The sequence below is a fragment of the Kitasatospora sp. NBC_01250 genome (assembly GCF_036226465.1).
GTDB lineage: Bacteria > Actinomycetota > Actinomycetes > Streptomycetales > Streptomycetaceae > Kitasatospora.
This window is the reverse complement of the sequence record NZ_CP108476.1, coordinates 1,083,383-1,095,289: the sequence shown is the minus strand read 5'-3', so window position 1 is coordinate 1,095,289 and position 11,907 is coordinate 1,083,383. Positions and strand designations below refer to the sequence as shown.

The window sequence follows — 11,907 nt, the reverse complement described above, 5'->3', positions numbered from 1 at the left end:
GGGTCTCCTGCCTCGGGCTCAGAGGGCGTAGCGGGTCTGGGCGATGCGGTACAGGCGCCGCCACAGCAGGCGGTTGAGGGTGACCACGTAGACGATCATCACGATCACCCCGACCAGGATCCGCGGGTGGTCGCCGACCCGGGTGGCCTGCGCGATGTAGGCGCCCAGGCCGTAGCCGGTCAGGTGCTGGTGCCCGTAGTCGACGACCTCCGCGACGATGGAGGCGTTCCAGGCCCCGCCCGCGGCGGTGATGCCACCGGTGACGTAGTAGGGGAAGACCGCCGGCACGATCAGCCGGCGCCAGCGCAGCCGTCCCCGCACGCCCAGGTCGTCCATCGCCTCGCGCAGGTCGCCGGGTATCGCGGAGGCGCCCGCGATGACGTTGAACAGGATGTACCACTGGGCCCCGAGCGCCATCAGCAGCATGCTGCCCCAGCTGAGCGGGATCCCGAGCGCGAGGAAGGCGGCGATGGCGAACGGGAACAGGAAGTTGGCGGGGAAGCTGGCCAGGACCTGGACGACCGGCTGCGCGTAGCGGGTGATGCGCGGGTTCATCCCGATCCACACCCCGATCGGCACCCAGACGGCGGTGGCCACCGCCAGCAGTGCCAGCACCCGCCCGAAGGTGGCCGCGCCCAGCTCGAAGGCGTGGCCGAACTCGCCGAGCCCGACCGTGCCGCGGATGCCGGTGAAGGACTGCCAGCCGCCGTACAGCACCACGCCGCCCACCGCCACGGCGAACGCCGCGTCCCCGGCCCGGCGGCGCAACACCGGTGACTCCAGCGGGTGTTCGGCCAGGCCGAACGGCCGCGTCCCGGTGTCCAGCAGTCGTCCGAGCGGGCGCAGCGCACGGCCCAGCAGGCCCGGCACCACCGAGCGGCGCAGCACGTCGAGGACCAGGCTGCGCGGCTTCTCGGCCGTCTGTGACTCCTCCACCCGGAACCGCTCGGCCCAGGCCGTCATCGGGCGCCAGAACAGGACGTTGACGCCGATCACCATGGTCACCATGACGGCGGTGGCGATGCCGATCCCGCCCAGGTCGCCCTTGGCCGCGGCTGCCGCCGCGTAGGAGCCGATGCCCGGCAGCGCGTACTGCTGGTTGAGCACGCTGATGCTCTCGGAGGCGGCCAGGAAGAACCAGGCACCGCCGAAGCTCATCATGCCGTTCCAGACCAGCGGGATCATGCCGCTGGGCACGTCGATCTTCCAGAAGCGCTGCCACTTGGTCAGGCGCATGATCCGGGACGCCTCGTCGAGGTCCCGGGGCTGGCTGACCAGCGAGTAGTAGAAGGCGAAGGTCATGTTCCAGGCCATCGCGGTGAAGATGGCGAACACCGAGGCGCACTCCAGGCCGAGTTCGGAGCCGGGGAAGAGTGCGATGAAGGCGGTGACCGTGACGGACAGGAACGCCAGCACCGGGACGGACTGCAGGATGTCCAGGACCGGCAGCAGCACCTTCTCCGCGCGCCGCAGCCGGGCGGCGGCGCTGGCGTAGGCGAAGGTGAACAGCACCGAGGCGACCAGCGCCGTGAACATCCGCAGCAGCGACCGCACGGCGTAGAACGGCAGCTCGTCCGGGTCGGTGGAGACCGCGGCCGGGGCGGTGCCGGGCAGGAACGGCGCGCCCAGCGAGGGGGCCAGCCGCAGCAGCCCGTAGAGCAGGCCGATCAGGGCCAGCGCCACCACGATGTCGACCGCGCGCAGGCCGGGCCGCCGGAGCACGCCCCGGGTGGGGACCCGGTCCTCAGCTGCCACTGCTCGCCTCCATGGACAGGCCGCCGCGGCGCCAGGCGGCGCGACGGTGACGGGAGTTGGGGGTTGACGGGCGCGGCGACGGTGCCGGCGCCCCGACGACCATACTGGTGTTCCGGGGGCCCGAAACCCGCCGTCGGCCCGCTCAGCAGGGCTTTTAACAGCTTCCCTACGGCGCGGGCCGGATCCGGCCCGCCCGACCGCTGGAGATGTGAACCCGGCCGGGCTCGGCGACCATGGGTGGAGCGGCACGCGAAGGGAGCCACTCACATGTCGATGCTCGACAAGCTCAAGGGCCTGCTCAAGGGCCACGAGGACACGGCGCGGCAGGGGGTCGAGAAGGCCGGCGACGCGTTCGACGCGAAGACCGGCAACAAGTACCAGAGCCAGGTCGACGCGGTGCAGCGGAAGGCCGATGAGCAGTTGGCTCCCGAGGACCCGGACGGCAGCCAGCCGCAGTGAGACGGAGGCCCTGCGCGGCCCTTCACCGGTCGGTTCGGACTCCGGCCGGTGAAGGGCCGCCCCGCCGGAGTTCGTCTCGCAACTCCTCGAAACCCTGCCGTAGTTGGGCCGGAGTCAGGGGGGCGTAGCACTCGATCCGCCCGTCGAACGGGCGGCGGAACCTCGCGCAGTGGCCGTCGTCCGGAGCTGTTCCTGGTGCCGGCGGGGGTCGAGCACGCGGTGGGCCCGGGCAGTCGGGGCACCCTGGTGATCGTCGAGGTGCCGCAGGACGGGGTCCCGCGGGGGAGGTGCCGCAGGACGAGGTACTGCGGGACGAGGTGCCGCCGGGGGAGGAGCCGCAGGAGGCCGGGGCCGGTGCAGGAGTGCGTCACGGCGTGATGGGCGTGCTGCGCAGCAGCAGGAGGGCGATGTCGTCGGTGCGGCGCTTGGAGCGCTCGGCGTGCTGGATCAGCGTGTCGGCCAGCTCCTCCAGCGAGCCGCCGTCGTACCGGGCGAGCTGGTCGCCGATCCCGGTCAGCGCGGCGTCCAGGTCCACGCCCGGGGCCTCGATCAGGCCGTCGGTGTACAGCGCCACCACGCTGCCCACCGGCAGCGCGATGCGGGTGAGGGTGTACGCCGGGGCGGGTTCGACGCCCAGCAGCAGCCCGGCCGGCGCCTCGACCACGCGCACCCGGCCGCCCGGGTCGCGCACCAGCGGCATGGGGTGGCCGGCACTGGCCAGCCAGCCCTGGCGGCCGCGCAGGTCCAGGCGCAGATAGGCGCAGCTGGTGAGCAGGCCGGAGCCCAGACCGGCCATCAGGCGGTTGGTCCGGGCCAGGATCGTGGCGGGGTCGTTGCCCGCCGTAGCGTAGGCGCGCACCGCGGTGCGGACCTGGCCCATCAGGACGGCCGCCGCCACGTTGTGTCCCTGGACGTCGCCGATCACCGCCCCGGCGCTGTCGTCGTCCAGGCGCACCACGTCGAAGAAGTCGCCGCCCACCTCCATGCCGTCGGTGCTGGGCAGGTAGCGGGCTGCCGTCTGCAGGCCGGGCACCGGCGGCAGCGCGTGCGGGAGCAGGCTCTCCTGCAGGCCGCGGGCGAGTTCGAGCTTGGTGTCGTACAGCCGCGCGCGGTCCAGCGCCTGGGCGATCAGGCCGCCCACCGAGGTGAGCACGGCGCGGTCGTCGGTGGTGAAGCGGTGCGGCTGGGCGAAGGCCAGCACGCAGGTCCCGACCAGCCGCCCGGAGGCCACCAGCGGCAGGTAGGCCCAGGCGGACATCGAGTCCTGCAGCTCCGGGCGCTGCGGGTAGAGCCGCTCCAGCTCCTCACGGGACTCGATGAAGCTGGGCACCCCGGTCATCAACGCCCGCACGCCCGGGGTCGGCGCGGTGAGCGAGGTGCCGTCGAAGCCGTCCACCACGCCGGCCGGGTAGCCGTGGTGGCCCACGATCCGCAGCCGCCCGCCGTCGACGGCCAGGATCGCCACGCTCTGGCCGCCGAAGGCGGGCACGATCTGCTCGGCGACCAGCCGCACCACGTCCTGCACGCCGACCGCCTCGGTCAGCGCGCTGGCCAGGTGCAGGATGTGGTAGATCCCGCCGGTGCGGGTGGGCAGCACGGCACGGTCCGCCGACGCCGGGCGGGCGGCCGTCGTCGTCGCCGGGGCGTCCTGCGGGGCGACCTCGGCCGCCGTGATCCGCACGGTGAGCCCGACGGCGTCCGGATACAGCTCGAAGGAGAGCCAGCGGTCGGGCGGGCGCAGTGCCACGAACGAGGTCGGCAACTGGCTGACCACCGCCGCCCGGTACCGGTCCTCGTAGACGGGGTCGTGCAGCCACGGCAGCGCGCTCCACGGCTGGGCGCCGATCAGGCGGTCGATCGGCGCGCCCAGCAGGTCGAGGGCCGCAGGTGTCACCCAGCTGATCCGGCCGGCGTGGTCGAGCGCGCAGACGCCCTCCGGCAGCCGCGCCACCATCGCGGACAGCACGTCGGTCGGGCCGCCGCGACCGCGCCGCGCGGAGATCACCACCGGCCGGGCCCCGGGCCGCATCGGGCACCCCGCCGCGGCTGCGCCGGCCACCAGGCGGGCCAGCTCGTCGGCGAGCGCCGTGAGCCCGTCCCGCTCCTGGCCGGACAGCTCCGCGGGGTGCGAGGCCGGCCAGGCCACGAAGAGCGAGCCGTAGCTGCTCCCGGCCACGGTCAGCGGCAGCGCCGCCAGGCAGAACGCGTAGGGCATGGCGAGCGCGATCCGCGGGTAGCGGCGTGCCATCTGCGCCTCGCCGCCCACCCACACCAGGCGCTGTTCGCGGACCGCCTCCGCCACCGGGATCGGCGCCGCGGGCGCCACCCCCTCCCAGGGCGCGACGAACTCCCGCGGCATGCCCATCAGCAGGGTCAGTTCGAGCACGCCCCCGTCCTCGTTCAGCAGGTAGAGCCCGCCCACGTGCGCGCCCAGCCCACCGACCCCGGCGGCCAGGCGACGGGCCAGCACCTCGAACTCCGCGTCGGTGCCCGGCTCGCCTGCCCCGGGCTGCTGGCGCGGGACCTGGGACTCTGAGCTGTGCACGGTCACCACCCTCGTCAGCGCCTGGCAGTTGAGAAGACGCTCATTAGGGACGGTACGCCCCCTGCGCCGGGTTTTCCTTACCCGCCCGGGTACCCCGCGAGACCCGCCCGGATACCCCGCGAGGGGCCCGTGGCCGCCCGCCCGGTGGCCTGGTCAGGTGAATCGGGGGTAGACCAAAAGCATGGCCCGGTTGAAGGTCACTTCCTCGGACGCCTCGCCCACCGGCCGGTTCCGGCGGAGCCGGCGGGCGCCGCCGCCTGCCGACCCGACGTCCTCCAAGCCCCGTTCACGGTTGTTCCGGGGCTTTCGCAGCGTCGCCGGGCAGGTCTTCGCACTCCAGGTGCTGGTGGTCCTGCTGCTGGTCGTCGCGGCGGTGCTGGCGCTGGTCCTGGAAGGGCAGCGGGACAGCACCCGGGAGGCCCGCAACCGCTCGGTCGCCGTCGCCCAGACCTTCGCGAACTCGCCCGGGATGGTGGCCGCGCTCGCCTCCCCGGACCCGACGGCGATCCTGCAGCCACGCGCGCTGGCGGCCCAGCAGGGCTCCGGCGTGGACTTCATCGTGGTGCTGAACACCGACGGCATCCGCTACACCCACCCCGACCCGGCCCGGATCGGGCAGAAGTTCGTCGGCACCTACGAGCCGGCCCTGCAGGGCCAGGTGGTCGTCCAGCAGCTCACCGGCACCCTCGGACCGCTGGTGCAGGCCGTGGTCCCGGTCCACGACGCCAACGGCAAGGTGGTCGGCCTGGTCTCGGCCGGGATCACCATCAGCAAGGTCAGCGGGGTCGTCGAGAACCAGCTGCCGCTGGTCTTCGGCGCCGCGGGCGTCGCCCTGGCGCTGGCCACCGTCGGCACCGCACTGGCCAGCCGACGGCTGCTGCACCAGACGCACGGGCTGGGCCCGGCCGAGATGACCCGGATGTACGAACACCACGACGCGGTGCTGCACGCGGTCCGCGAGGGCGTGCTCATCATCGGCGGCAACGGGCGCCTGCTGCTGGCCAACGACGAGGCGCGCCGGCTGCTCGACCTGCCGGCCGACGCCGAGGGCCGCCCGGTCACCGAGCTCGGCCTGGACCGCGAGGCGGCCGAACAACTGGCCTCCGGCCAGGTGGTCACCGACGAGGTGCTGCTGACCGGCGAACGGCTGCTGGTGGTGAACACCCGGCCCACCGACCGTGACGGCGGCCCCGACGGCATCGTGGCCACCCTGCGCGACTCCACCGAGCTGCACGCCGTCTCGGACAAGGCGCAGGCGGCCCGCAAGCGCCTGAAGCTGCTCTACGACGCGACGATCGCCATCGGCACCACCTTCGACGTGACCCGCACCGCCGAGGAGCTCGCCTCCTTCGCCGTCCCGCGCTTCGCCGACTACGTCACCGTCGACCTCGCACCCGCCGTGCTGCGCGGGGAGGAGCCGGCGCCGGGCGAGGGCGGGCCGATGCTCCGGGTGGCGGTCAGCGGCGTGCGGGAGGACGCGCCGTTCCATCTGGTGGGCGAGGAGATCACCGTCACGCCCGCCACCCCGCTGGCCTGGAGCATGGACACCGGGCACGCGATGCTCGACCCCGACCTGCGCTCCTCCACCGGCTGGCTGGCCCAGGATCCGCAGACGGCCGGCAGGCTGCTGGCGCACGGCGTCCACTCGGTGGTCCGGGTGCCGCTGCGGGCCCGCGGCGTCCTGCTGGGCATGGTCCGGTTCTGGCGGGCCGACCCCTCGGTCCGCTTCGACGAGGACGACCTGTCGATCGGCGAGGAGGTCGCCGCCCGCGCGGCGCTGAGCATCGACAACGCCCGCCGCTACACCCGCGAGCACGCCATGGCCGTCGCCCTGCAGCGCAGCCTGCTGCCGCACGGCCTGCCCGAGCAGAGCGCCCTGGAGGTCGCCTCCCGCTACCTGCCCGCGCAGGCGGACGTCAGCGGCGACTGGTTCGACGTGATCCCGCTGCCGGGCGCCCGGGTGGCCCTGGTGGTGGGCGACGTGGTCGGCCACGGCCTGCACGCCGCCGCCACCATGGGGCGGCTGCGCACCGCGGTGCTCAACTTCGCCACCCTGGACCTGCCGCCGGACGAGCTGCTGGGCCACCTCGACGAGCTGGTCAGCCGCCTCGACCAGGACCAGACGGCCAGCGCCGACGGCGACGCCGTCACCGGGGCGAGCTGCCTCTACGCGATCTACGACCCGGTCTCCCGGCTGTGCACCGTGGCCCGGGCCGGCCACCCGCCGCCCGCGCTGGTCCACCCCGACGGCACGGTGGAGTTCCCCGACGTGCCCGCCGGGCCGCCGCTGGGCCTGGGCGGCCTGCCGTTCTCGGCGGCCGAACTGCTGCTGCCCGAGGACAGCACCCTGGTGCTCTACACCGACGGCCTGGTGGAGGACCGGGAACGGGACATCGACGAGGGCCTGACGCTGCTGGGCCGCGCACTGCGGCAGGCGGGACGGAGCCCGGAGGAGATCTGCGACGCCGTGTTCGACGCGCTGCTGCCGCCGCGCCCCACCGACGACATCGCCCTGCTGGTGGCCCGCACCCGGGTCCTGGGGGCGGAGGACGTGGCGCAGTGGGACGTGCCGTCCGACTCGGCGGCCGTGGGCGAGGTCCGGGCGGCGGTCAGCCGGCAGCTGGCCCAGTGGGGTCTGGACGAGATGGCCTTCGTCACCGAGCTGATCCTCAGCGAACTGGTCACCAACGCGATCCGCTACGCCACCGAGCCGATCCAGGTGCGGCTGCTGCGCGACCGCACGCTGATCTGCGAGGTCTCCGACAGCAGCAGCACCTCCCCGCACCTGCGCTACGCGGCCAGCATGGACGAGGGCGGGCGCGGCCTGTTCCTCGTCGCCCAGTTCGCGCTGCGGTGGGGGACGCGGCACACGGCGACCGGGAAGGTGATCTGGGCGGAGCAGGTGCTGGAGTATCCGCAGTAGCCGGTGCTGCCGGTGCTGGCGGGGAGCCGGTGACGCCGGGGGAGCGCCGGACAACGCCCTGGCGGACAACGCACCGCCGGACAACGCACTGCGGACGAGCCCGGCCGCCGCCGGCTCCGGGGGAGCAGGGCGCGGGGACTCGTCCGCAGGGAAAGTCTTCGGTGACCAGTGGTACCCGGCAGTGGGCCGGCTTAGTACCAGTGGTGGCTCTGCCAGAACGACCACGCGGCGTTCGGGCTGCCGTAGCGGCTGTTCATGTAGTCGTAGGCCCAGACGATCTGGGTCTTCGGGTTGGTCCGCCAGTCGGCGCCGGCCGAGGCCATCTTGGAGCCCGGCAGGGCCTGGCCCAGGCCGTAGGCGCCCGAAGAGGCGTTGGTGGCGGTCACGTTCCAGCTGGACTCGTGGGAGATGATCTGGCTGAAGGAGGCCAGCTGGTTGGCGGGCACGACCTGGGCCGCGATCGCCTGCGGGGACAGGGTCGCCGCGGAGGCGGTGGCCGGCATCAGGCCGGTGGCCAGCGCGGTCAGACCGGCGGCGCCGGCAAGAACCGCGGCGGAAGTGCGCATACGAAGCTTGAAATTGGGCATGGGGTAAAAGACCTCATCCGGGGTTGGGCCGCGCCCCGCGCGTCTGACACCACAGGCCGGGCAGGGCCACAGGAGACGCGCGGGACGCGGCAGCAAGCAGAGCCGGCTGGGCAGGTAGCCGGCTCGTGCTGACGACTGAGCCATTGTTAGCGGGCCGCCCACCGGTGGCCAAGAGGTGTGACCTACGACGCCGCGTCGTAGGTCGATGGGTCGTGCTCGCGGGCTCGTCCGCGGTCGCGCTGGCCGGGCTCGTCTCCTACGCATCGTCGTAGAGGCCCCGACCGTGTGAGTACCCTCACCGTGCCCCGTTGCTGCACGTCCGGTTACTGGTACTCCGGGTAGTCGTGATCATGGCCTGAAAGAGGCCTGGGTCACAGTCCCGGGGTGAGATGCTGCCGGAACCACGCGCTCACTGTCTCGTCCACGGCCTTGGCCACCGGGAGCTGCGGCGCCGGCTCCAGACCGGGGCGCTCGGCCAGCGGGTGGGCGAGGCCGGCCACGGTGGTCAGCCGGACCCGTTCCGGCTCGGCGTACCGCTCGCGCAGCGCGGCGACCAGCTCGGCGGCGTCCGTCCGCAGACCGGGGAAGTCCAGCTCGCCGCTGACCAGCAGCAGCGCCGGCTGCGACACCGGCTGCGACGGGCCGCCCGCGAGGTCACCGGCCCGGGCCACGAAGTCGAGGCGGCCGGCCGCCGCACGCGAGGCCGCGGTCCACCCGTAGGGCCGGTCGCTCGCCTGCTCCACGAGCTCGACCACCGATCGCGCCCTGACCGCCGGATTGACCAGCGCGGCCGCGGCCACCGCGACCTCCTGCCGCGCCAGCACCTGCAGGGCCACGGCCCCGCCCAGCGAGCCGCCCACCACGCCGATCGGCCCCTCGGCCGGCGCGAACCGCTCGCGCAGCGCGGCCAGCGCCGCCGGGAACTCCTCGGTGGCCTGCCGCACCATCGGCTCCACGTACGCCAGCATCGTGTCCTGCCGGGAGAGCGCGAGTACCGCCGCCATCCCGTCCGCCGACATCCGGCGCCCGCACAGCGGCATCCCCAGGTGCACCCGCCAGGCCGGCACCCCGGCCATCGGGAGCGCCGCGGCGAACGCGGCGTCGCTGCAGGGCGCGTCCATCATGTGCCAGGTGACGATCAGCGGCGCGGGGCGCCGGCGCGGGCCGGCCGGCGCCAGCGCGGTGAACGGCACACCGGCGGCGGTGCCGGTGATCACTCCGGTGGGCTGCTCGGTCATCGGCTGCTCCCTGGGCCGCTCGAGCTGATGGTGTGTCACCACGGTAGCCTGCACGCCATGGTGCCGAGCGACCCTCCCCCTGAGCTGCTGGCAGTGTGCCCGGCCCTGACGGACGCCGAACTGAACGAGCTCTTCGGCGCCTCCTGGCCGGGCCACCGGCCGACCTCCTTCGCCCCCGTGCTCTCCCGCAGCCTCGCGTGGATCGCGGCGCGTCGCGCCGACCGGCTGGTCGGCTTCGTCAACGTGGTCGGCGACGGCAGCGTGCACGCCTTCATCCTCGACACCACCGTGCACCCCGACGAACGCCGCAACGGCCTCGGCACACGACTGGTGCGCGCGGCCGCCGCTGAGGCCCGGGCCCGCGGCGCCCGATGGCTGCACGTCGACTACGAGCCGCACCTGGACTCCTTTTATAAGGGCTGCGGATTCAGCCCGACCGCGGCCGGGCTGCTGCGCCTGTGAGCCGGCCGGGCGCGGGGCCCGACCGGCCTCCCCGGTGCACCTGAGTACGGGTGCTCAGGTGCACCACGGGCGGGGGCGGCAGGATGGCGGGCACGGCGCAGCGCGCGCCACCACGCTCCGAGGTCTTAGGGATCCGCCATGCTCGGTCGCATTGCCACCACCGTCGTGCCGCTCTTCGGGACGCTGACGATCAGTACCGACGACCGGGCCGAACTCGCCCCCGGGAGCATCGTCGCGGCCAACCACACCTCGCTGGCGGACCCGGCCGTCGTCCTGGCCGCGCTGCACCGCTTGGGCGTGCGCCCGGTGGTGCTGGCCACGGCCGGCCTCTGGCGGATACCCGGGCTCGGTCGCGCGCTGGAGCGCGAGGGCCACATCCCCGTGCACCGCGGCACCCGGCGGGCGGCCGAGTCGCTGGACGCGGCGGCGCAGGCGCTGGCGAGCGGGCGGCTCGTCCTCATCTACGGCGAGGGCGGCCTGCCGCACCGCCGCGACGCCGGCGAGGCCGCGCCCGGCACCTTCCGCAGCGGCCTGGCGCGGCTCGCGCAGGCCACCGGCGCCCCGGTGGTGCCGCTCGGCCAGGCCGGCGCCCGGCGCCTCAGCTCCGGAAACTCCGCCAAGCAGCTCGCCGGCATCCTCACCGCCCCGCTGCGCCGCCCCGCCCTGCACGTCCACGTGGGCCCGCCGGTCCGGCTGACGGGTGACCCCGGACCGGCGAGCGCCACGGCCCAGCAGGCGGTCGCCGCCGCCTGGCGCCAGGCGGCCGAGCATGCGGCTGAGCGGTGGCGGCCGGCGCGGTGACCCGGTGGGGGCGCGGTCCTCGTGGCCTTCCGCGGCTGCCGTTACGTCGGGTCTGGCGGGGTGCGCTGGTCGAGGACGCGGACGGCGAGTTCGCCCCAGTGGATGTTCTCGCGTTCGAAGGCGATGCCGCGCAGCAGGGTGAGGTAGGGGCCGACGCGGCCGGCGGTGGCGAGGTGCTGTTCCTCGGTCCGGCCGTCCAGCAGGCGGGTGCGCAGGCGTTCGTAGCGGGCGAGCTTGGCGCTGGCCCAGGCGATGCGCTCGATGATGGCCGCGCGTACCGCCGCGCTGTCGCCGGCGTCGGCGCACTGCACCTTGACCAGGAGTTCGTCCCGGATGGTGGTGGGGCGGCCGGGGGGCTGCGTGGTGTAGGCGTGGACGGCTGCCAGGCCTGCCTCGGTGAGGGAGAAGACCCGCTTGTTGGGTCGTCGTTCCTGCTCCACGAGGCGGGCGGAGATGAGCCCCTCGCCCTCCATCCGCTCCAGCTCGCGGTAGAGCTGCTGGGGGGTGGCCATCCAGAAATTGGCGACCGAGGCGTCGAAGCCCTTGGCGAGGTCGTATCCCGATGCCTCGCCCTCCAGCAGGGCGGCCATCACCGCGTTGCGCAATGCCATCGCGCCAACCTAGCAGCCCTGGACGGGAGGCCCGGCGGCCCGCATAATCACCCACACACCTAGTCACTTAGTTGAATATGAGGGCTCGCCGATGCACCCCTTCCGCAAGGCCGTCGAGGACCGCGACGAGGACGCCGTGGCAGCGCTGCTGGCCGAGGACGTCGTCTTCACCAGCCCCGTCGCCTTCAAGCCCTACCCCGGCAAGGCGATCACCGCGGCGATCCTGCGCGGTGTGCTGCGCGTGTTCGAGGACTTCCACTATGTGCGCGAGATCGCCGACCCGGACGGCCGCGACCACGTCCTCGTCTTCGCCGCGACGGTGTCCGGCAAGCAGGTCCAGGGCTGCGACATCCTGCACTTCGACGAGGACGGGAAGATCGACGAGTTCACCGTCATGGTCCGCCCGCTCTCCGCCGCGCAGGCGCTGGCCGAGGCGATGGGTGCGCAGTTCGACCGGATCGCCGCGGAGGCGGTCGGGCGGTGACCGACCGGTGGTCGCTCGGGAGCCGCACAATGTCGACACCCG

General features: G+C 73.8%; 10 protein-coding genes. 5 read left to right on the top strand and 5 right to left on the bottom strand.

Translation table 11 applies throughout. The annotated features are described in order from the left end of the window. Nucleotides 1-18: 18 nt before the first annotated feature. Nucleotides 19-1,755: an ABC transporter permease gene (locus tag OG500_RS04930; RefSeq protein WP_329576959.1), complete on the bottom strand. Its 1,737-nt coding sequence runs from the start codon at nt 1,753-1,755 to the stop codon at nt 19-21. Nucleotides 1,756-2,022: 267 nt separating this feature from the next. Here OG500_RS04930 and OG500_RS04925 point away from each other — a divergent pair, with 267 nt between their 5' ends. Continuing rightward, a complete protein-coding gene (locus OG500_RS04925; protein ID WP_327065118.1) occupies nt 2,023-2,214 on the top strand; it encodes an antitoxin in 192 nt (63 codons plus the stop codon). A gap of 367 nt (nt 2,215-2,581) precedes the next feature. Here OG500_RS04925 and OG500_RS04920 read toward each other — a convergent pair whose 3' ends face one another. Further along, nucleotides 2,582-4,759 (bottom strand): SpoIIE family protein phosphatase, encoded by a 2,178-nt coding sequence (locus OG500_RS04920; RefSeq protein WP_329576956.1) that lies wholly within the window; start codon nt 4,757-4,759, stop codon nt 2,582-2,584. Between the two features lie 292 nt (nt 4,760-5,051). On the opposite strand from OG500_RS04920, the gene OG500_RS04915 reads away from it, so the two are divergent. Beyond that, a complete protein-coding gene (locus OG500_RS04915) occupies nt 5,052-7,682 on the top strand; it encodes a SpoIIE family protein phosphatase (RefSeq protein WP_327065115.1) in 2,631 nt (876 codons plus the stop codon). A gap of 191 nt (nt 7,683-7,873) precedes the next feature. On the opposite strand, the gene OG500_RS04910 is transcribed toward OG500_RS04915, so the two are convergent. Both OG500_RS04910 and OG500_RS04905 read right to left on the bottom strand, forming a co-directional pair. Continuing rightward, complete coding sequence (locus OG500_RS04910; protein ID WP_442789107.1) at nt 7,874-8,269, bottom strand: transglycosylase SLT domain-containing protein; 396 nt, start codon at nt 8,267-8,269, stop codon at nt 7,874-7,876. Between the two features lie 371 nt (nt 8,270-8,640). Next, nucleotides 8,641-9,507: an alpha/beta hydrolase family protein gene (locus OG500_RS04905; protein WP_329576952.1), complete on the bottom strand. Its 867-nt coding sequence runs from the start codon at nt 9,505-9,507 to the stop codon at nt 8,641-8,643. A 57-nt stretch (nt 9,508-9,564) separates the two neighbouring features. Here OG500_RS04905 and OG500_RS04900 point away from each other — a divergent pair, with 57 nt between their 5' ends. Further along, the gene (locus OG500_RS04900; RefSeq protein ID WP_329576949.1) at nt 9,565-9,969 is read left to right on the top strand and encodes a GNAT family N-acetyltransferase; all 405 of its coding nucleotides are present in this window, start codon (nt 9,565-9,567) and stop codon (nt 9,967-9,969) included. Nucleotides 9,970-10,107: 138 nt separating this feature from the next. After that, nucleotides 10,108-10,770, top strand: a complete 663-nt coding sequence (locus tag OG500_RS04895; protein ID WP_329576946.1) for a lysophospholipid acyltransferase family protein — start codon at nt 10,108-10,110, stop codon at nt 10,768-10,770. A gap of 41 nt (nt 10,771-10,811) precedes the next feature. Here the strand turns inward: OG500_RS04895 and OG500_RS04890 are convergent, their stop codons facing one another. Beyond that, nucleotides 10,812-11,381 (bottom strand): PadR family transcriptional regulator, encoded by a 570-nt coding sequence (locus OG500_RS04890; RefSeq protein ID WP_329576943.1) that lies wholly within the window; start codon nt 11,379-11,381, stop codon nt 10,812-10,814. A gap of 91 nt (nt 11,382-11,472) precedes the next feature. Between OG500_RS04890 and OG500_RS04885 the strand changes: the two genes are divergently transcribed. Beyond that, nucleotides 11,473-11,865, top strand: coding sequence for a nuclear transport factor 2 family protein (locus tag OG500_RS04885; RefSeq protein ID WP_327065109.1), 393 nt, complete (start codon nt 11,473-11,475; stop codon nt 11,863-11,865). Nucleotides 11,866-11,907: the final 42 nt, after the last annotated feature.